General features: G+C 71.3%; 20 protein-coding genes. 12 read left to right on the top strand and 8 right to left on the bottom strand.

Annotated features, from left to right (window positions below):
• Positions 1–19: 19 nt before the first annotated feature.
• On the bottom strand, positions 20–718 hold the full coding sequence (locus MRBLWS13_RS06440; RefSeq protein WP_159842741.1) for a response regulator transcription factor: 699 nt from the start codon (positions 716–718) through the stop codon (positions 20–22).
• 137 nt (positions 719–855) lie between these two features.
• Here MRBLWS13_RS06440 and MRBLWS13_RS06435 point away from each other — a divergent pair, with 137 nt between their 5' ends.
• The 4 genes from MRBLWS13_RS06435 (at position 856) to MRBLWS13_RS06420 (ending at position 4,157) form a co-directional block, all read left to right on the top strand.
• Positions 856–1,146: a hypothetical protein gene (locus tag MRBLWS13_RS06435; RefSeq protein ID WP_349428188.1), complete on the top strand. Its 291-nt coding sequence runs from the start codon at positions 856–858 to the stop codon at positions 1,144–1,146.
• A 135-nt stretch (positions 1,147–1,281) separates the two neighbouring features.
• On the top strand, positions 1,282–1,884 hold the full coding sequence (locus tag MRBLWS13_RS06430; protein WP_349428187.1) for an FABP family protein: 603 nt from the start codon (positions 1,282–1,284) through the stop codon (positions 1,882–1,884).
• A gap of 42 nt (positions 1,885–1,926) precedes the next feature.
• Entirely contained in the window at positions 1,927–3,033 is a 1,107-nt protein-coding gene (locus tag MRBLWS13_RS06425; RefSeq protein WP_349428186.1) for a glycine cleavage T C-terminal barrel domain-containing protein, read from the top strand.
• A gap of 11 nt (positions 3,034–3,044) precedes the next feature.
• Complete coding sequence (locus tag MRBLWS13_RS06420; protein WP_349428185.1) at positions 3,045–4,157, top strand: FUSC family protein; 1,113 nt, start codon at positions 3,045–3,047, stop codon at positions 4,155–4,157.
• Positions 4,158–4,167: 10 nt separating this feature from the next.
• Here the strand turns inward: MRBLWS13_RS06420 and MRBLWS13_RS06415 are convergent, their stop codons facing one another.
• Entirely contained in the window at positions 4,168–4,986 is an 819-nt protein-coding gene (locus MRBLWS13_RS06415) for a class I SAM-dependent methyltransferase (protein WP_349428184.1), read from the bottom strand.
• A gap of 99 nt (positions 4,987–5,085) precedes the next feature.
• On the opposite strand from MRBLWS13_RS06415, the gene MRBLWS13_RS06410 reads away from it, so the two are divergent.
• Entirely contained in the window at positions 5,086–5,835 is a 750-nt protein-coding gene (locus tag MRBLWS13_RS06410) for a phosphoglyceromutase (protein ID WP_349428183.1), read from the top strand.
• 79 nt (positions 5,836–5,914) lie between these two features.
• Here the strand turns inward: MRBLWS13_RS06410 and phoU are convergent, their stop codons facing one another.
• Positions 5,915–6,592, bottom strand: coding sequence for a phosphate signaling complex protein PhoU (gene phoU, locus MRBLWS13_RS06405; RefSeq protein ID WP_308869915.1), 678 nt, complete (start codon positions 6,590–6,592; stop codon positions 5,915–5,917).
• Between the two features lie 171 nt (positions 6,593–6,763).
• Here phoU and MRBLWS13_RS06400 point away from each other — a divergent pair, with 171 nt between their 5' ends.
• A complete protein-coding gene (locus MRBLWS13_RS06400; protein ID WP_349428182.1) occupies positions 6,764–8,083 on the top strand; it encodes an ATP-binding protein in 1,320 nt (439 codons plus the stop codon).
• Positions 8,080–8,763 carry a response regulator transcription factor gene (locus MRBLWS13_RS06395; protein ID WP_349428181.1) on the top strand — a complete coding sequence of 228 codons (684 nt, stop codon included), beginning with the start codon at positions 8,080–8,082 and terminating at the stop codon, positions 8,761–8,763. The genes MRBLWS13_RS06400 and MRBLWS13_RS06395 overlap by 4 nt, the downstream gene beginning before the upstream one ends.
• 69 nt (positions 8,764–8,832) lie before the next feature.
• Here MRBLWS13_RS06395 and MRBLWS13_RS06390 read toward each other — a convergent pair whose 3' ends face one another.
• On the bottom strand, positions 8,833–9,363 hold the full coding sequence (locus MRBLWS13_RS06390; protein ID WP_349428180.1) for a DNA modification methylase: 531 nt from the start codon (positions 9,361–9,363) through the stop codon (positions 8,833–8,835).
• Positions 9,364–9,540: 177 nt separating this feature from the next.
• On the opposite strand from MRBLWS13_RS06390, the gene MRBLWS13_RS06385 reads away from it, so the two are divergent.
• Both MRBLWS13_RS06385 and ispD read left to right on the top strand, forming a co-directional pair.
• Positions 9,541–10,023 (top strand): CarD family transcriptional regulator, encoded by a 483-nt coding sequence (locus MRBLWS13_RS06385; protein WP_045298114.1) that lies wholly within the window; start codon positions 9,541–9,543, stop codon positions 10,021–10,023.
• A gap of 115 nt (positions 10,024–10,138) precedes the next feature.
• Positions 10,139–11,341 (top strand): 2-C-methyl-D-erythritol 4-phosphate cytidylyltransferase, encoded by a 1,203-nt coding sequence (gene ispD / locus MRBLWS13_RS06380; protein ID WP_349428179.1) that lies wholly within the window; start codon positions 10,139–10,141, stop codon positions 11,339–11,341.
• 6 nt (positions 11,342–11,347) lie between these two features.
• Here the strand turns inward: ispD and MRBLWS13_RS06375 are convergent, their stop codons facing one another.
• Together MRBLWS13_RS06375 and MRBLWS13_RS06370 are read right to left on the bottom strand one after the other, a co-directional pair.
• Positions 11,348–11,821 carry a GNAT family N-acetyltransferase gene (locus MRBLWS13_RS06375; RefSeq protein WP_349428177.1) on the bottom strand — a complete coding sequence of 158 codons (474 nt, stop codon included), beginning with the start codon at positions 11,819–11,821 and terminating at the stop codon, positions 11,348–11,350.
• A gap of 56 nt (positions 11,822–11,877) precedes the next feature.
• The gene (locus MRBLWS13_RS06370; protein WP_349428176.1) at positions 11,878–12,828 is read right to left on the bottom strand and encodes an EamA family transporter; all 951 of its coding nucleotides are present in this window, start codon (positions 12,826–12,828) and stop codon (positions 11,878–11,880) included.
• A 92-nt stretch (positions 12,829–12,920) separates the two neighbouring features.
• Here MRBLWS13_RS06370 and cysS point away from each other — a divergent pair, with 92 nt between their 5' ends.
• The 3 genes from cysS (at position 12,921) to MRBLWS13_RS06355 (ending at position 16,145) form a co-directional block, all read left to right on the top strand.
• Positions 12,921–14,378 carry a cysteine--tRNA ligase gene (cysS, locus tag MRBLWS13_RS06365; RefSeq protein WP_349428175.1) on the top strand — a complete coding sequence of 486 codons (1,458 nt, stop codon included), beginning with the start codon at positions 12,921–12,923 and terminating at the stop codon, positions 14,376–14,378.
• A gap of 30 nt (positions 14,379–14,408) precedes the next feature.
• Positions 14,409–15,401 (top strand): 23S rRNA (guanosine(2251)-2'-O)-methyltransferase RlmB, encoded by a 993-nt coding sequence (gene rlmB, locus MRBLWS13_RS06360; protein WP_349428174.1) that lies wholly within the window; start codon positions 14,409–14,411, stop codon positions 15,399–15,401.
• A 102-nt stretch (positions 15,402–15,503) separates the two neighbouring features.
• Positions 15,504–16,145: an NAD(P)H-binding protein gene (locus MRBLWS13_RS06355; protein WP_349428173.1), complete on the top strand. Its 642-nt coding sequence runs from the start codon at positions 15,504–15,506 to the stop codon at positions 16,143–16,145.
• A gap of 66 nt (positions 16,146–16,211) precedes the next feature.
• Here the strand turns inward: MRBLWS13_RS06355 and MRBLWS13_RS06350 are convergent, their stop codons facing one another.
• Positions 16,212–17,519: a DUF4032 domain-containing protein gene (locus tag MRBLWS13_RS06350; protein WP_308869903.1), complete on the bottom strand. Its 1,308-nt coding sequence runs from the start codon at positions 17,517–17,519 to the stop codon at positions 16,212–16,214.
• 74 nt (positions 17,520–17,593) lie between these two features.
• Positions 17,594–18,697 carry a sn-glycerol-3-phosphate ABC transporter ATP-binding protein UgpC gene (ugpC, locus tag MRBLWS13_RS06345; protein ID WP_308869902.1) on the bottom strand — a complete coding sequence of 368 codons (1,104 nt, stop codon included), beginning with the start codon at positions 18,695–18,697 and terminating at the stop codon, positions 17,594–17,596.
• Positions 18,698–18,758: the final 61 nt, after the last annotated feature.

Raw genomic sequence — 18,758 nt, 5'->3', positions numbered from 1 at the left:
GCGGGTCGAGCCCGGTCGCCTACGCCTCGGTGCGCTCGCGAGGAGCGGGCTCGGGCTCGTCCTCGTACACGTTGAAGCGGTAGCCCACGTTGCGGACGGTGCCGATGAGCTGCTCCATGTCGCCGAGCTTGGCCCGCAGTCGCCGGACATGCACGTCCACCGTGCGGGTGCCGCCGAAGTAGTCGTAGCCCCAGACCTCGCTCAGCAGCTGCTCGCGCGTGAACACCCGCGACGGGTGCGTGGCGAAGAAGTGCAGGAGCTGGAACTCCTTGTAGGTGAGGTCGAGCGGCCGGCCGTGCACCTTCGCGGAGTACGACGACTCGTCGATCGTGATGCCCGACGTCTGGATGCGGGTCGACACCTGCTCGGCCGACTGGCGTCCGACCGCCAGCCGGATGCGCGCGTCCACCTCGGCCGGGCCCGCGGTGAAGAGGATCACGTCGTCGACGCCCCAGTCCGGCGAGACGGCGGTGAGACCGCCCTCCGTGACGATCAGCAGGAGCGGCGCGTCCAGACCCGTCGTGTTGAGGATCTTGCACAGCGACTTCGCTCCGACGAGGTCCACACGGGCGTCGACGAAGATGATGTCGGCGCTGGGGGCGTTGACCAGCTGGGCGGGCTCGGCGGGGATCAGGCGCACGCGGTGGCTCAGCAACTCGAGCGAGGGCAGCACGGGGCCGCCTCCGTGAGTGGAACTGAGAACCAGGAGCTGTGCCAATGGATCGCCTTCCCGGCGCGTGGGGGCGCGCCGCGAACCCCAGTGTAGGGCGTGGCCGGGTTGCGGTTCGCTCTCATGACTTCGTGGACGCTGTCTGGACGCGTGCGCCGAGCGACCCGATGGGCGATGATGGAGGCGTGGCCGTCCCTGAACTCGCCCCTCGTCGCACCTTCGGTGGCATCGTCGCCGTGTGGGTGCTGGCGGCGCTGATCGCGATCGTCGTCGGCGTCTTCGCGACGCCGGACTGGCGCGCGGCCTGGCTGGGCGTCGGCTTGGGCGGATGCCTCATCGTCGCGTTCGCCACCCAGCTCTGGTCGGGCCGCTCCCAGGGGTTCACCGAGCGGGTGGCGGCGAGCGTCCTCGGTGCGGCCCTGGTGATGGGGGTCATCAGTCTCGGCTTCGGTCTGGCCGCCCTCGTTCCCGGCTAGACTCGGTCTCATGGATCTCGTCGCGCTCGAACTGTTCTTCGTGGGCCTGCTCGGTCTGGCGTCGCTCGCGATCGCCTTCGTCTCCGCGGTCGTCGTCAAGAACCTGTACCGCGGCCAGCGCTGACGGGTCGCGTCGTGCTCGAGATTCCGACCGACCTTCCCGCAGAGCTCGTGCCGCTGTCGTGGCTCATCGGCGTGTGGGAGGGAACCGGCGTCATCGACTACGGTGACCACGCCTACACGGGCGAGTTCACGCACCGCGTGAGCTTCAGCCACGATGGCGGCGACTACCTGAACTACTCCGCCGAGGCATGGCTGCACGACGCCGACGATCCCGAGGCGCGCACGCGACTGGTGGCCGAGCTCGGCTACTGGCGTCTCACCCTCTCTGCGACCGACGCGGACGCCGGACCTGGCCTGCTCCCCGCCGTCTCGGCTCCGGTCACCCGCACCGCCGACGACATCGAGGGGCTGCGCAACAGCGACGGCGGGTTCGACCTCGAGGTGGCCCTCGTGCACGCCGACGGCGTGAGCGAACTGTACCTCGGCCAGATCAAAGGCCCCCGCATCGACATCGCCACGGACGCCGTGGTGCGTCCGGCGAGCGCCAAGGCCTACGCCGCGGCGACCCGCATGTACGGCCTCGTCGACGGCCACCTGCTGTGGGCGTGGGACATCGCCGCACTCGGCTTCGAACTCGGCGCGCATGCCTCAGCCCGCCTCGCGAAGCTGGAATGAGCGCTGTGGAATGAGCACTCCCCGAAATGAGCAGAGTGATCGATGACTGACCCGTTCGCCGCCGTCCCCGGCGCCGTCGTCGACGACGCCGGTCTGCAGCACGTGGGCAGCCCCCTCGTGGAGCAGCGTCGTCTCGCCGCAGGCGCCGCGATCGCGCCGCGCCGCGACCGCGCGGTCATCGCGGTTCCCGGCGAGGACCGGCTGACCTGGCTCGACTCGCTGTCGTCGCAGGCGCTGGCGCGCCTTCAGCCCGGCGTGAGCACGGAGCTTCTCATCCTCGATCCGCAAGGACACGTCGAGCATGCGGCATCCGTCCTCGACGACGGCGAGACCACCTGGCTGATCGCCGACCGGGCGGACGTCGACGGCCTCTTCGACTGGCTGCGCAAGATGCGCTTCCGGCTGCGCGTCGACCCGCGCATCGCCGACGACGAGTACACGGTGGTCGGCGGCACCGCCGCGGCGCTCGAGCGCATCTCGCCCGCCGCGCCGTCCGGCATGCCCGTCGTGTGGCACGACCCGTGGCCGTCCGTCACGCCCGGCGGGCACGCATACGCCCCGGTCGACCCGCACCCCGGTGCCGACCGCGACTGGGCCGAGGCGATCGTGACGCGTGACGAGGAGCAGCGGATCGCGGATGCCGCGGCCGCCGGTGATCTCGAGCTCGCCGGGCTCGCAGCGGTCGACGCGCTCCGCGTCGCGGCATGGCGGCCGCGGTGGACGGCCGATGTCGACGAGCGCGCGCTGCCGCACGAGCTCGACTGGCTGCGCACCGCCGTCCACCTCGACAAGGGGTGCTACCGCGGCCAGGAGACCATCGCGAAGGTGCACAATCTCGGCCACCCGCCGCGACGGCTCGTCGCCCTGCAGCTCGACGGCTCGGACAGCGTCCTGCCCGAGCATGGTGCTGCGGTGCGGGTCGGCGACGACGCGGTCGGCATCGTGACGTCCGCGGCGCTTCACTACGAGGAGGGGCCCATCGCCCTGGCGGTCGTGCGCCGCACCACTCCGGTCGACGCGCCGCTCACGGTGGATACCGCCGACGGCCGCATCGCCGCGGCGCAAGAGGTCGTCGTGCCGCCCGACGCCGGCGCCACGGCGAACGTCCCCCGGATCACCCGGCTGTCGCGGCGCGCGGCAGCGCAGTAGGAGCGGCGGCGGTGAGCGGCGACGGCGACACCGCCGCGATCACCCAGACCGTGCCCACGGGCTGGCGCGCCCGGCTCGATCTGCGGCCGCAGCTGGCGCGCGTCCGCGGATCCGCGATCGCGATCGTGCAGATCACGGTGGCCGCGACCGCAGCGTGGGCCTTCGCGCACTACGTGGTGGGGCATCCGGCGCCGCTGCTCGCGGCGACCGTCACGATCTCGAGCCTCGGCCTCGTGCGCGACGCCCGTCCTCGCCGCGTGCTGGAGACCGTCGTCGGGATGCTGGTGGGCATCCTCGTCGCCGAGGGCTTCGTCGTGGTCGTCGGGCCGGGGTGGTGGCAGCTCGCGCTCGCGCTGGGTGTCACGCTGCTCGTCGCCCGGTTCCTGTCGCCGTATCCGCCGTTCGCGATCATGGCCGGGATCCAGGCGTCGATCGTGATGTCGCTGCCGGCGTCGCAGCCCTTCTCCCGGCTCATCGACGGGATCGTGGGCGGTGTGGCCGCCCTCGTCGTGACCGCGCTCATCCCGCGCAACCCCCGCAGCGAGGAGGCGAGAGACGGACACGCCGTGTTCGCGGCGGCCGATGCCGCCGCGCGCACCATCGTGCAGGCGCTCCGCCGCGGCGATGCGCTGCGGGCGACACGAGGGCTCGAGAAGGCCCGGGCGATCGGCCCCCGGATCGACGAATGGCGCGCGTCGCTGGAGTCGGGACTCGCGGTGGCCGGATTCTCGCCGTGGCTGCGTCCCCAGCGCGCCGAGCTGCGGCGCCATCAGACGGTGCTGCAGGCCATGGACTTCGCCACGCGCAATCTTCGCGTGGTCGCCCGCCGGGCGGTGTACCTGTGCGACGACGGCCAGCGCCGCCCGGTGCCGGCGGAGCTCCTGGCCGAGCTGATGCGTGGCGCCTCCCTCGTCGGCGAGAGCCTCGACGACATCTCGTTCCAGCCCGCCGCCCAGGAGGCGGTGCGGGCGGTGGCGACCCGTCTCGACCCGGCACAGATCCTGCCTGACGGCTCGCAGGGCGAGCAGTACCTCATCACGGCGCTGCGCCCTCTCGCGGTCGACCTTCTCACCGCAACCGGCATGCCGTCGGCCGAGGCGCGCGCCCTGCTGCCGCGGGTGTGAGGATCCGGGGTCAGCGCGGCGCGACGGCCTCCCAGGGGACGGTGACCTCGCCCAGGCGCCACCGCGACCGTTCGAGGACCGGCCATCCGCCCTCGACGAGCGCGGAAAGCGACGTGCGCCAGCGATGCACCGGCCCGAACGGCGAGACGCTCGCCGCGCGTTCCCACTCGGCGTCGAGGGCGGCCAGGAACGCGTGCACGCGCTCGCCGGGGACGTTCCGGTGGATGAGAGCTTTCGGAAGCCGCTCCGCGGCGACGGACGGATGCTCCAGCCCGGCCAGCCGCAGTGACACCGTGAGGGTCCGCGGTGCCGCGTCGGGGCCGATCGCGGCCCAGGTCGCGATCCGCCCGATCTCGTCGCAGGTGCCTTCGACGAGAAGCCCGTCGAAGGCGAGACGCGCGGCCATCGTCCCCCAGGCCTCGGCGACCTCGGCCTCGTCGTACTGGCGCAGGACGTTGAATGCCCGCACGACGGCCGGCCGGCGGCCGCCGGCCACGGGCACCTCGAACCCGCCGCGCGCGAACGAGACCCGCGCATCCCGTGCGAACGAGGTGCCGCCGCTGCGCACCTGCTCGAGCTGCGCGCGGGCGCGCGTCACACGCGCCGGATCGATCTCGAGACCCAGCACCTCGACGTCCGGGCGGACGTGCGCGAGCCGGGAGTGCAGCTCGAGCGCGGTGACGCCGCTCGCGCCGTAGCCGAGATCGACCACGAGCGGATCCGCGGCCCGGCGGAGAGCGGGCTGCCGCGCGATCCAGCGATCCACGCGCCGCAGCCGGTTGGTCCCGGTCGTGCCGCGCGTGATCTGCCCGACCGGTCCCCGCGCCATCCCCCCATGATGCCAGGCCGTCGCCACGGTCGAGCTGACGGGTCCCGCCCGCCGACACAGCGCCGGGGCGGGCGGCATCGCCCGGATATCATGGGGCGCATGACCGCGCCCTATACGCTGATCCTCCTCCGTCACGGCCAGAGCGAGTGGAACAAGACCAACCAGTTCACGGGCTGGGTCGACGTCCGCCTCACCGACCAGGGCAAGGCCGAGGCCGCGCGCGGCGGCGAGCTGCTCGCCGAGTCCGGCATCCTCCCTGACGTCCTCCACACCTCGGTGCTGAGCCGCGCCATCCAGACCGCCGACATCGCCCTCGACGCGGCTGACCGCCTCTGGATCCCGGTGAAGCGCTCGTGGCGCCTGAACGAGCGGCACTACGGCGCTCTGCAGGGCAAGGACAAGGCGCAGACCCTCGAGGAGTTCGGCAACGAGCAGTTCATGCTGTGGCGCCGCTCGTTCGACGTGCCGCCGCCGCCGCTGGCTGCCGACGACCAGTACAGTCAGGTCGGCGACCCGCGCTACGTGGGCATCGACGGCGAGGTGCCCGACACCGAGTCGCTGAAGATCGTGATCGACCGCATGCTGCCGTACTGGCACAGCGACATCGTCCCCGACCTCAAGGCCGGCAAGACCGTCCTCGTGACGGCGCACGGCAACTCCCTGCGCGGGCTGGTCAAGCACCTCGACGGCATCAGCGACGCCGACATCTCGGAGCTCAACATCCCCACCGGCATCCCGCTGGTGTACCGCCTCGACGAGAACCTCGAGCCGCTCAGCCCGGGGGAGTACCTCGACCCCGAGGCCGCCGCCGCCGGGGCCGCCGCGGTCGCCAATCAGGGCAAGGCCTGACCCCAGACGCGCAGAGAAGCGCGGATGCCTCCCCCCGAGGCATCCGCGCTTGCTGTTCCGCGTGGCGGTAGCGTCTGGGCTACTGCGGGGTCACCACGTCGATGGTGTCGGTGCTCGTCGTCCAGTCGCCCGTCGACAGGTAGGCGACCTTCTTCGCCACCGAGACGGCGTGGTCGCCGAAGCGCTCGTGGTAGCGGCTGGCGAGCGTCGCGTCGACGGTGGCCGACGGGTCGCCCTGCCAGCTGTCGCTCAGCACCTTCTCGAACACCGACACGTGCAGCTCGTCGAGCTTGTCGTCGGCGTTGCGGATCTCGTCGATGAGGTCGCCGTCCTGGGTGCGCAGCAGCTCGGTCAGCTGGCGAGCCGCCTCGACGTCGAGCTCGCCCATCTTCAGGAAGGTCGACTTCAGCCCCTTGGGGATGGCTCGCTCGGGGAAGCGCATGCGGGTGAGCTGCGCGATGTGCTCGGCGATGTCACCCATCCGCTCGAGCGATGCGCTCATGCGCAGCGCGCTCACGACGATGCGCAGGTCGCGGGCCACCGGCTGCTGACGCGCGAGGATCTCGATCGCGAGCTCGTCGAGCTCGACGGCCTTCTCGTCGATGACCGCGTCGGCCTCGATGACCTCCTCCGCCAGGGCGACGTCGCTCGTGCCGAACGCGCGCGTCGCCTTGTCGATGGCGACCGTGACGAGTTCGGCGATCTCGACGAGACGCCCCTGCACGTCCTCGAGGGACTGGTGGAAGACTTCGCGCATTCCGACGCACCTTTCATGGGTTTCGGGGGATGAGGCTCGGCCCCGCGCCCCGCCGATTGTCGCCAGGGAAGGTTAACGGATGGTGCCTCCGCGGTGAACAGTACCCGGCCGATGCGGAGTCCTTCCCGTTCGCGTCAAACCCCACCGTGAGCGTGGCTCTACGCTGGTCGCATGGACACGACGCAGCTCGCGCTGCTCGCCCTCCTCGCGGGGATCATCATCGGCGGTTCGATCTCCGCCGTCGTCGTCGCGGCGATGCGGGCGCGCGATCGTGCGCACGCGGAGATGTCTGTAGAGATTCCCGACGGCGTCCGCGGCGTGCTCCACGGCATGGATGACGCCGCGCTCGTGGTCGACGCGTCGTTCACGGTCCTGGCGGCGTCGGCGGCCGCCGCCGCCTTCGACCTCGTGGAGGGCGGCACGCTCCCGAACGACGAGCTGCGCGCCCTGGTGCGCCGTGTGCGCACGAGCGACGCGGTCGCGACCGAGACCAGTGCGACCGAGACCATGCGCATGCGCCGGGGCGCCCCGCCGGCGGAGCCTCGTCTCGTGGTGGTCCGGGCGTCGCGGATCTCGCCGCGGCTGACCCTGTTCGTGCTCCGCGACATCACCGAACGCGAGCGCGTCGAAGAGATGCGCCGCGACTTCGTCGCCAACACGAGTCACGAGCTCAAGACGCCGGTGGGCGCGGTGAGCCTGCTCGCCGAAGCCATCGAGTCGGCATCCGATGACCCGCCGCAGGTGCGGATCTTCGCGACGCGGCTGCAGGCCGAGGCGAACCGGCTCGCACTGCTCACGTCGCGCATCATGAACCTCTCGCGACTGCAGGCATCCGACGAGCTGCCGCAGCGGGACGTCTCGGTCGACGAGGTCATCGCCTCCGCGTTGGACGCGCACGCCATTCAGGCCGATTCGGCCGGCGTCGAGGTGGTGCGAGGCGGCGCCCGCGGCCTTTACGTCCGCGGCGACGCGCAGATCCTGAGCGAGGCCGTCGGCAACCTCATCGCGAACGCCATCGCTTACTCGCCCCGCGGCTCGAGCGTGGGGGTCGGCATCAAGGCCGCGGACCGCGTCGTCGAGATCACCGTGACCGACCGCGGGATCGGCATCGCCGAGGGCGAGCAGGACCGTGTCTTCGAGCGCTTCTACCGCGCCGATCCGGCCCGAGCGCGCCGCACCGGCGGCAGCGGCCTCGGACTGTCCATCGTCAAGCATGCGGTCCAGCGGCACGGCGGCGAGGTGCGGCTGTGGTCGCGCCCTGGCCGCGGGTCGACGTTCACCATCCGGCTGCCGCAGATCGACGCCCCTGACCTCGACCCGGCACCCAAGCGCGGGCGTAAGAAGAAGCGGCCGGCCGCGACCTCCACCGGGGCCACCGGCCCCGCCGTCGGTGCGACCTCCGCTGCCGGCGGCGCGACCGCCCCCCGAACCATCGTCGGCCCTGCTGCCGGCAAGAACCTCGCCTCCGGCAGGAATGGAGACCCCGCATGACCCGCGTCTTGATCGTCGAGGACGAGCCCGATCTCGCCGACCCGCTCGCCTACCTCCTGCGCCGCGAGGGGTACGACGTCGAGATCGCCGAGGACGGTCCCGCCGCCCTCGCCTCGTTCCGGGAGCGCGGCGCCGACATCGTACTGCTCGACCTCATGCTGCCCGGGATGCCGGGGACCGAGGTGTGCCGGCAGATCCGGACCACCTCGGCGGTGCCGATCATCATGCTGACGGCCAAGGACTCCGAGGTCGACATCGTCGTGGGGCTCGAGCTCGGCGCGGACGATTACGTCACCAAGCCCTACTCGGCCCGTGAGCTGCTGGCGCGCATGCGTGCCGTGCTGCGGCGCTTCTCGCAGATCGACACAGACCTCGAGGATCGCGTGCTCGAGGGCGGGCGTGTGGTGCTCGACATCGACCGGCACACCGTGGCGGTCGAGGGCGGCGAGATCAACATGCCGCTCAAGGAATTCGAGCTGCTCGAGGTGCTGATGCGCAACGCCGGCCGGGTGCTCACCCGTGGGCAGCTCATCGACCGGGTGTGGGGGAGCGACTACTTCGGCGACACCAAGACGCTCGACGTGCACATCAAGCGGATCCGCTCGCGCATCGAGAGGAACCCGGGATCCCCCGAGATGCTGGTCACCGTCCGCGGTCTGGGCTACCGCTTCGAGGGCTGAGCGCGGCAGACGAACGAAGAGGGCGCCCCGACCGGGGCGCCCTCTTCGTGGTGCGTGCGACGCGTCCGCTCAGGGGGCGAGCGCGGAGAGGTAGTCGAGCGAGCCGTCGAGAACCGGCACGGAGACCAGCGTGCCCTCGGCGTCGCCGGACTGGAAGAAGGCCGTGACGTCCGTGCCGGGCAGAGCGTCGAGCTCTTCGATCAGCAGCGGCTCGTCCTCTTCGGAGCCGAGGCTCACCGTCGTGTTGGCGGGGACGCGCACCGTCAGGGCGACGCCGTCCTCGCCGATCTCGACGTTGAGGGTGTGCGAGTCGTCGGTGCGGTTGATGATCGCGGCGACGAAGTTGCCCTCGGAGCCGTCCTCGTTCGCCACGATGAGGGCGTTGCGCACCTCGAGGGGGCCGGAGCCGTAGACGTTCGTGCCCTCGGCGGCCGAGTACGCGATCGTGGTCGCCTGGGGCGAGATCATGCTGCACCCGGTGGCGGTGAGGACGAGGGCGCCGCCGACGGCCAGCGACGCGATCAGCCGGCGATTGCGGGTGCCGGGGGCCGCCGCGGATCGTCCGCGCGTAGAACCGCTGCGGCGGTGTATCGAGATCACGGATCCTCCTAGACGGATGACGGTTCTCCAGCATTCTAGGGGCTCGTCGCCGAGCGCGCGGAGCACCTCCGCGGCCGATGCCCGGTGGGGGATGTGCCACGCCCCGGCCGGTGGGGCGGAGAACCTTAGCGTATTTCTCCTGTGGTATCCTGGAGGTTGCCGAAAGGACATAACTCCATGCTTTTTGAGGTTGGCGAGACGGTCGTCTACCCCCACCACGGGGCGGCAACGATCATCGAGGTCAAAGACCGGATCATCAAGGGCGAGACGAAGAAGTATCTGAAGCTCAACGTCACGCAGGGTGATCTCATCATCGAAGTCCCCGCAGAGAACGTCGACCTGGTCGGCGTCCGAGATGTCATCGGCAAGGAGGGTCTCGACAAGGTCTTCGAGGTGCTGCGCGCTCCCTTCACGGAGGAGCCGACCAACTGGTCGCGCCGATACAAGGCCAACCTCGAGAAGCTCGCCTCCGGTGACGTCATCAAGGTCAGCGAGGTCGTGCGCGACCTCTGGCGCCGCGATCAGGACCGCGGCCTGTCGGCCGGAGAGAAGCGCATGCTCGCCAAGGCGAAGCAGATCCTGATCTCCGAGCTGGCCCTCGCCGAGAAGACGGACGAGGAGAAGGCGAGCGTCCTCCTCGACGAGGTCCTCGCGAGCTGAGACTCCCAGAACGGCGCCCCGCGGGGCGCCGTTCTGCTGTGTGCGCCGCCTGTTCGCCGGCGCCCGGCGCAGCGCGCGCGGCGGCGCCCGAGGCCGATCGCGATAGCGTGATCGGGTGAGGATCACCCCCGTGCCGCGCATCGGCATCGTCGTCGTGGCCGCAGGTTCCGGCACCCGCCTCGGAGCGGGTGCGCCGAAGGCCTTCGTGGGCATCGACGGCGGCAGCATCCTGCGCCACGCGCTCGAGGGCGTGTTCGCCGCCCCGGCGGCGCAGGTCGTGATCGTGGCCCCCGACGGGCGCGAGGGCGATGCGTGGAGCGAGGCGCTCGCGACCGCAGGGGATCGTCGTGACCTCGTGTCCGTGGTCCCCGGTGGCGAGACCCGCCAGGCCTCCGTGGCCGCCGGACTCGACGCCCTCTGGGCCGACGTCGAGATCGTCCTCGTGCACGACGCGGCGCGGGCGCTGACCCCGCCCGAGGTGTTCGAACGCGTCGTCGCCGCCATCGACGCCGGGGCGTCCGGCGCGATCCCGGTGCTCCCGGTCATCGACACCATCAAGCGCGTCGTCGCGGACGAGATCGTCGCCGTCGTCGACCGGTCCGAGCTCGCCGCCGCGCAGACTCCGCAGGGCTTCCGCCGTGACGTGCTCGACGCGGCATATGCCGCGGCCCGTGCCGACTTCACGGACGACGCCGCTCTGGTCGCCGAGGCCGGTCATGCCGTTGCGGCCGTGCCGGGGCATCCGCTCGCCTTCAAGATCACGACCGCCGCCGACCTCGACCGTGCCCGCCATCTGCTCGCCCGGCCCGCCCCGCATGCTGTCGGGCACCTGGAGAACCCGCATCCGATTCCTCGCGTCGGCGTCGGCACGGACGTGCACGCGTTCGGCGGCGACGGCACGCTGTGGCTCGCCGGCCTCGAATGGCCCGGCGAGACTCCGCTGTCGGGACACTCCGATGGGGATGCCGTGGCCCATGCCATCGTCGACGCGCTGCTCTCCGCCGCCGGCCTGGGCGACATCGGCACGCACTTCGGCACCGATCATCCGGAGTACGCGGGCGCGCACGCGGATGTCTTCCTCAGCCGCGCGGTCGCCCTCCTCGGCGAGGCGGGGTGGGGTGTGGGCAACGTGTCGGTGCAGGTGCAGGCGAACCGCCCCCGCTTCTCCAGCCGCCGTGCCGAGGCCGAACGGGTGCTCTCGGCCGCCCTCGGCGGAGCACCGGTGGCGGTCTCGGCGACGACCACCGACGGACTCGGGTTCACCGGGCGCACCGAAGGCGTGTCGGTCTTCGCCGTCGCCCTCGTGATCCCCGCGTGAACGGGATCAGGAGCTGAGAACACGCGTCATGAAGATCGAGAACGGATCGAGCGCGTAGCCGCCGAACGGCCCGCACACCACGAAGCCCTCGCTCTCGTACAGGCGCTGCGCCGGTGCGAAGTCGGCGGTCGTGCCGGTCTCGAGCCACAGGCTCGACATGCCTCGCCGCCGTGCCTCGTCGACGATGTGGCGCAGCACCGCCCGCCCGACGCCGCTGCCGCGGAACCGGTCGTCGACCCGCATCGACTTGACCTCGCCGCGGTCGGCATCCATCTCCTTGAGCGCACCGACACCCGCGAGCTCGCCGTCTATCCACGCCGACCACACGGAGAGCGACGGATGCCGCAGCGCGTCGATGTCGAGCGCATGCACGCTCTCCGCCGGAGAGATGTCATGCATACCTGCCAGGTGGAAAGCGATGAGACGCCGTGTGGCCTCGCCGCTCAGGTCGTCGGTGTGGATCTCGATGGTGCGCTGCATGTCGCGCCCAGTGTGCCACGCCGCTGTTGCCGGCGTGTTTCAAGCGCCCGGGGCTGTCAGGCCTCGACCGCGAACGGCGCGGGGTCGCGCGGCGCCCGCGAACCCCAGGCGAGCAGAGCCAGGCCCGCGGCGAGCACGACCAGGCCGATGACCGCGAGCGCCGAGAGCCGCTCGCCCAGCACGACGATCCCGAGCACGCTCGCGGTCAGCGGTTCGCCCAGGGTGAGGGTCGCCGCGGTGGCGGCGGTCAGCCCGCTCAAGCCCCACGTGAACAGGACGTAGGCGATCGCGATCGTCGCGAGTCCCAGCCACAGCGCCATCGTGACGCCGGTCGGCGTTCCCAGCCAGGTCAGGTCGACGAAGGGCAGCGCGCAGGCGCAGATGAGCGCCGCGCTCGCCCCCATGGCGCCTACGACGGTGAACGGATCCCAGCCGTCGTCGAGCAGTCGGCGCTGCGCGTTGGCGATCACCGCGAACGACGCGCCGGCGCCCACGGAGCCGAGGATCCCGAGGGGATCGGTCCCGCCCGCGGAGCCCGCTTCGCCGCCGAAGCCCAGCAGCACGACGCCGATCGTCGCGAGGGCGGTCGCCGCCATCCACGTCCAGCTCGGCATCCGTCGCGTGAGCGCCCACTCCAGGAGCCCCGCGAGGATCGGGGCGGAGCCGAGCGCGACGACGGTGCCGACCGCCACGCCGTTGCGGCCGGTGCCGAGGAAGAAGAGGGGCTGGTAGACCGAGATGCAGACGCCGGTGAGCACCATGAGAGCGAGCGGGCGGATGCCGCCCTTCGAGGGGCTCAGCGACCGGAGGCTCTTAGCCGCGGCGTCCGGGCGCCGGCGGGCGTGGCGGGCGGCGAGGGCGAACGCGATGAGGGCCAGACCCGCGCCGCCGATGACCATGCGCATGACACCGATCGACAGCGGGGTCGTGCCGTCGGGGCCGAGAGCCTGCGATGTCCCGGTCGTGCCGAACAGCACCGCGGCGGCGAGGACAGCGAGGACATGCACCCTCCGTTTATATCCGCATCGGCGCCCTCCGACCGACATGGCCCCACCGGGCTCCCAGGGGCCGCCGTGGCACCCGCCGGTAGGCTGGTGCGGTGACGGTTCAGTTGTATGACACCAAGGCGCAGACCCTGCGCGACTTCGTGCCCCTCGACCCCGGAAACGTCACGATCTACGTCTGCGGTCCGACCGTGCAGTCGGGTCCCCACATCGGGCATCTCCGCGGCGCGTTGAGCTTCGACATCCTGCGGCGCTGGCTCACCCACCGCTATGGCCGCGTCACGTTCGTCCGCAACGTGACCGACATCGACGACAAGGTGCTCGCGAACGCGAGCGACGGCGAGCCGTGGTGGGCGCTCGCCTACCGCATGGAGCTGGAGTTCACGCGCGCGTACACGGCCATCGGCATCCTCCCTCCCACATACGAGCCGCGCGCGACCGCCTCGATCCCGCAGATGCAGGAGCTGATCGCGCGGCTGATCGACGCGGGGCACGCCTACGCCGCGCCTTCGACAGGCTCGGAGGCCGCGGATGCCGCCGGCGACGTGTACTTCGACGTCCGGTCATGGGATTCGTACGGCTCGCTCACACGGCAGAGCCTCGACGCGATGGAGCCCGCCGCGGACGCGGACCCGCGCGGCAAGCGCGACCCCCGGGACTTCGCGCTGTGGAAGGGCGCCAAGGCCGACGAGCCCGCATCGGCGACGTGGGACTCGCCCTGGGGTGCCGGACGCCCCGGCTGGCACATCGAGTGCTCCGCGATGGCGCGGCGCTACCTCGGCAGCGAGTTCGACATCCACGGCGGCGGCCTCGACCTGCGCTTCCCGCACCACGAGAACGAGCTGGCCCAGTCGACGGCCGCCGGCGACGGCTTCGCGCGCTACTGGGTGCACAACGGACTCGTGACCGTCGGCGCGCAGAAGATGTCGAAGTCGCTGTTCAACTTCGTCCTCGCCGAGGACGTGCTGCGCGAACGCGACCCGCTCGTCGTGCGCTACGCGCTCGCTGCGGCCCACTATCGCTCGAGCCTCGACATCACCGGCTCGACGTTCGACGAGGCCGAGGCGGCGCTCGACCGCATCCGCACGTTCCTCGAGCGCGCGATCCGGACGCTTCGGGGCACCGAGGATGTGCGGGTGGATGCCGCCGTCCCGGCCGCGTTCGCGGCAGCGCTCGACGACGACCTCGGCGTGCCCCAGGCGCTCGCCGTGCTGCACGAGGCCGTGCGCGACGGCAACACGGCGCTGGACGCCGGCGACCGGGCCGGCGCGCTGCGCGCGTTCGCCGACGTCGCCGTGATGACCGGGGTGCTCGGCATCGACCCCCTCGACCCGCACTGGCGTTCGACGGACGTCTCAGCCGAGGCAGCCGCTCTCGACGCCCTCGTGCAGACGATGATCGCGCAGCGCGCCGACGCGCGCGCGGCGAAGGACTGGGCGGCGGCCGACCGCATCCGCGATGCGATCGCGGCGGCCGGCATCGCCCTCGAAGACGGACCCGACGGGACGCATTGGAGTGTCGCCGACACGCCTCGCCCCGCGGAGAGAAACTGACGGGGCGGCGCCCCGCATGAAGGAGAACTGATGGCCAAGCCAGGACGCCCCGGCGCGAGCAAGGGCAACAAGAAGGGCCCCACCAAGGGCACGGGCGGCAAGAACAAGCGGTCGCTCGCCGGCCGGGGGCCGACGCCCAAGGCCGAGGACCGCGCGTGGCACCCCGCCGGCAAGCGCAAGGCGGCCGCCGAGCGGTACGCCGCCGCGGGCGGCACCGGCAAGCCCGGGCAGCCGGCTCCCCGGTCGTCACGGCCCGGCAAGAAGGACGATGACACCGAGACCGTCACCGGGCGCAACTCGGTGCTCGAGGCGCTGCGGGCGAAGATCCCGGCGACCGCGTTCTACATCGCGCAGCGCGTCGAGATGGACGACCGCGTCAAGGAGATGCTGGCGATCGCCACTCACCGGGAGATCCCGGTGCTCGAGGTCACGCGGCCCGAGCTGGACCGCATGGCCGGCTTCGACGGTGTGCACCAGGGCGTCGCCCTCAAGGTGCCGCCGTACGAGTACGCCCACCCGCAGGACCTGCTGGAGCAGGTCATCGAGAAGGGCCAGACGCCGCTGTTCGTCGCGCTCGACGGCATCACAGACCCCCGCAACCTCGGGGCCATCCTGCGTTCGACCGCGGCGTTCGGCGGCCACGCCGTCATCGTGCCGCAGCGACGCTCGGCGAGCGTCAACTCGGCCGCGTGGAAGACGAGCGCCGGCGCGGCGGCACGCATCCCCGTCGCGATCGCCGCCAACCTCACCGCGATGCTCAAGGACTTCAAGAAGCAGGGCGTGTTCGTGCTCGGGCTCGACGGCGGGGGAGAGGTCTCCCTCCCCGAGCTCCAGCTCGCCGATCGCCCGGTCGTGATCGTCGTCGGCTCCGAGGGCAAAGGCCTCTCGCGGCTGGTCACCGAGACCTGCGACCAGATCGTCTCGATCCCGATCTCGTCGAGCACCGAGTCGCTCAACGCGGGCATCGCGGCATCCGTCGCCCTCTATCAGGTCGCGACTCTCCGGACGGCTCCGCCCGCCTGAGTCGCCGCATGACGCATTCACTGGAATGAACCGCCCCGTGACGCGCTTGTCCCACCCAGAGCCGGCGAGCGTTCGGCGGTACGACAGATCGAAAGGCACAACATGGCACGCATCGCCGTCATCGGAGGCTCCGGCTACGCCGGACGACACATCGTCGCCGAGGCGGTGAATCGCGGCCACAGCGTCCTCGCGATCGCGCGCCGCGTCCCGAGCGAGCGCCAGCCGGGCGCGGTGTACATCGAGGGCTCGCTCACGGACGTGCCCGACCTGCTCGCCCAGCTCGAGGGCGTCGACGTCGTCGTGTCGGCCGTCGCGCCGCGCGGCGACATGCAGGGTCTCGTGCGCCCCAACATCGCCGCGCTCGCCTCGCTCCTGCCCGAGGGCGTCCGGCTGGGCGTCATCGGCGGCGCCGGCGGCAGCCTGGTCACCGAGGACGGGCAGCGGGTCGTGGACCTGCCGTCGTTCAGCGAGGAGTACAAGGCAGAGGCCCTCGAGGCGATCGGCATCCTCGAAGACCTGCAGGCGGGGCCGGAGTCGCTCGACTGGTTCTACATCCACCCCGCCGGCGGGTTCGGCGCCTACAACCCCGGCGAGCGCACCGGCTCGTACCGCACCGGCGGCGACGTCATCGTGACCGACGCCGAGGGAGAGTCGTACATCTCGGGCGAAGACCTCGCGGTCGCCATCGTCGACGAGATCGAGAAGCCGCAGCACCCCCGCAAGCGGTTCACCGTCGGCTACTGAGCGCTGATCGCGGAGAGGCAGGTCGCCGCTCGGCGGGACCTGCCTCTCGCGCTGTTCTGGGGCGCGTCAGACCAGGTCGCGCCAGTCGATGTCGGCCTCGTCGTCGTCGACGACGGGGGTCGGCGACGTGATGACCGACAGCGACACCGTCTCTGTCGGCGGGCCCATCAGCGTCGCCTCGTCGCGGCGGTGACGCAGCACGTTGTCGATGTAGCTCGTGAGCGACTCGGCGAGAGGCACCGACTTCCCCTTGGCCTGCGACAGGTACCAGCGGTGCTCGAGCAGCTGGTGGAACACCTCGGCGGGCTCGAGCTTGGATCGCAGGTCCCACGGGATCGCCTTGACGACCGGCTCGAAGACGCGCGTGAGCCACTCGTGGGCGACCATCTCCTCGTCGTCGCCCAGGCGCGAGATGCGCGCGCGGAACTCGTCGAGGTCGTTGAGCAGGCGGCGGGCCTGGTTCTCCTCGACGTCGAGGCCTGTCAGGCGCAGCAGCCGCCGCTGGTGGTGTCCCGCGTCGACGACCTTGGGCTGGATCGAGACCCTGGCGCCGTCGGCCGTGGCCTGGATCGACATCTCGCCGATGTCGAACCCGAGGTCGTTGAGCCGCTGCACGCGCTCGGTCAGGCGCCAGGCCTCGTCGGCGCGGAAGCTCTCCTCGTCGGTGAGCGCCGCCCACAGCGCGTGGTACGCCGACACGATGCCGTCGGCGACCGCGATGGCGTCGACGCCGCCCTCGAGGCGCCCGCCCGCCTCGAGATCCATGATCTCGCCCGCGATGTTCGTGCGGGCCACGTCGAGGTCGTGCGCGCGCTGACCGGGCGTCAGACCGCTCTCGTGCAGCTCGCCCGTCTCGGCGTCGACGAGGTAGGCGGCGAAGGCGCCGGCGTCGCGGCGGAACAGCGTGTTCGACAGCGAGACGTCGCCCCAGAAGAAGCCGACGTTGTGCAGACGCACCAGCAGCAGGGCGAGCGCATCCACGAGGCGCGTGGCGGTGTCGGGCCGCAGCACCTGCGTGAACAGGGCCCGGTAGGGGAGTGAGAACTTCAGGTGCGCGGTCACCAGCGCGGCCGGCAGCGGCTCGCCCGCGGCATCCGTGCGTCCGGCGATCACCGCGACCCGCTCGACGCAGGGGACGTCCAGACGCGCGAGGTTGCCGAGCATGTCGTACTCGCGCTGCGCCATCGCCTGCGTCGTCTCCTTGATGGCGACGACGCGGCCAGAGAGATTGGCGAAACGCACCAGGTGGCGTGAGATGCCCTTCGGGAGGAACACGATGTGCTGCGACGGCCAGTCGCCGAGCGGTGTCGACCAGGGCAGCGTCAGCAGCCCGGGATCCACGCTGCTGGCCGTGATGTTCAGGGCGTCAGGCACGTTCCCTCCGGAGAAGACAGCGACGGCGCGGGGGAATTGCTCCCACCCGCGCCGTCGCGATATGCGAAACGGTGTTACGCCGCGGCGATCGCCCGGTCCGTGAGGCGCTCGCCCGACTCGATGTCGAAGACGTGGACGTGTCCGGGGACCGGAGCCAGCGCGACCTTGTCGCCCGCGATCGGGTGACGGCGTCCGTCGACGCGCGCGACGATGTCGGTGCGCTTGCCGTTGACGTCGGCGTGTCCGTAGAGGTAGCCGTCGGCGCCGAGCTCCTCGACGAGGTCGACCGTGACCGTGAGGCCCTTGCCGTCGGCCGGGGCGACCTGGATGTCTTCCGGACGAACGCCGATCGTGACGTCGGAGCCGTGCGCCTTGCCCAGCGTGTCGGCTTCGATGCCCACGACCGTGTCACCGAACTGGACGCCGCCCTCGGCGAGGTGCGCCGGGAACAGGTTCATGGCAGGCGAGCCGATGAAGCCGGCGACGAACACGTTGTTGGGCTTCTCGTACAGGTCGCGCGGGGTGCCGACCTGCTGCAGGAGGCCGTCCTTGAGGACCGCGATGCGGTCGCCCATGGTGAGGGCCTCGGTCTGGTCGTGCGTCACGTAGACGGTGGTGACGCCGAGGCGGCGCTGCAGCGACGCGATCTGCGTACGCGTCTGGACGCGGAGCTTGGCGTCGAGGTTCGACAGCGGCTCGTCCATGAGGAACACCTGCGGCTGGCGGACGATGGCGCGGCCCATGGCGACGCGCTGACGCTGACCACCCGAGAGGGCCTTCGGCTTGCGGGTCAGGTACTCCTCGAGGTCGAGGAGCTTCGCGGCCTCGAGCACGCGAGCGGCGCGCTCCTCCTTGCCGACGCCGGCGATCTTGAGCGCGAAGCCCATGTTCTCGGCGACGGTCATGTGCGGGTACAGCGCGTAGTTCTGGAAGACCATCGCGATGTCGCGGTCCTTCGGGGGGACGTCGGTGACGTCACGGTCGCCGATCAGGATGCGGCCCGAGTTGACCTCTTCGAGGCCGGCCAGCATGCGCAGCGACGTGGACTTGCCGCAGCCCGAGGGGCCGACGAGAACCAGGAACTCGCCATCGGCGACCTCGAGGTTGAGCTTGTCCACAGCGGGGCGAGTGCCCCCGGGGTACAGACGAGTTGCGTTGTCAAACGTGACGGACGCCATGTTCTCTTCTCCTTCACCGGCAGGTACGTGCCGGACGATCCGTAGTGATGGAATGAGCGGG

This window comes from Microbacterium sp. LWS13-1.2 (assembly GCF_040144835.1).
GTDB lineage: Bacteria > Actinomycetota > Actinomycetes > Actinomycetales > Microbacteriaceae > Microbacterium.
This window is presented reverse-complemented; position numbering and strand designations above follow the sequence as displayed.

Bases quoted from the DNA above. Each gene is read 5' to 3' on its own strand.
- ugpC (WP_308869902.1), bottom strand. From the start codon at position 18,697: ATGGCGTCCGTCACGTTTGACAACGCAACTCGTCTGTACCCCGGGGGC.
- MRBLWS13_RS06375 (WP_349428177.1), bottom strand. From the start codon at position 11,821: ATGCAGCGCACCATCGAGATCCACACCGACGACCTGAGCGGCGAGGCC.
- MRBLWS13_RS06385 (WP_045298114.1), top strand. From the start codon at position 9,541: ATGCTTTTTGAGGTTGGCGAGACGGTCGTCTACCCCCACCACGGGGCG.
- MRBLWS13_RS06425 (WP_349428186.1), top strand. From the start codon at position 1,927: ATGACTGACCCGTTCGCCGCCGTCCCCGGCGCCGTCGTCGACGACGCC.
- rlmB (WP_349428174.1), top strand. From the start codon at position 14,409: ATGGCCAAGCCAGGACGCCCCGGCGCGAGCAAGGGCAACAAGAAGGGC.
- MRBLWS13_RS06355 (WP_349428173.1), top strand. From the start codon at position 15,504: ATGGCACGCATCGCCGTCATCGGAGGCTCCGGCTACGCCGGACGACAC.
- MRBLWS13_RS06395 (WP_349428181.1), top strand. From the start codon at position 8,080: ATGACCCGCGTCTTGATCGTCGAGGACGAGCCCGATCTCGCCGACCCG.
- MRBLWS13_RS06400 (WP_349428182.1), top strand. From the start codon at position 6,764: ATGGACACGACGCAGCTCGCGCTGCTCGCCCTCCTCGCGGGGATCATC.
- MRBLWS13_RS06410 (WP_349428183.1), top strand. From the start codon at position 5,086: ATGACCGCGCCCTATACGCTGATCCTCCTCCGTCACGGCCAGAGCGAG.
- MRBLWS13_RS06415 (WP_349428184.1), bottom strand. From the start codon at position 4,986: ATGGCGCGGGGACCGGTCGGGCAGATCACGCGCGGCACGACCGGGACC.
- phoU (WP_308869915.1), bottom strand. From the start codon at position 6,592: ATGCGCGAAGTCTTCCACCAGTCCCTCGAGGACGTGCAGGGGCGTCTC.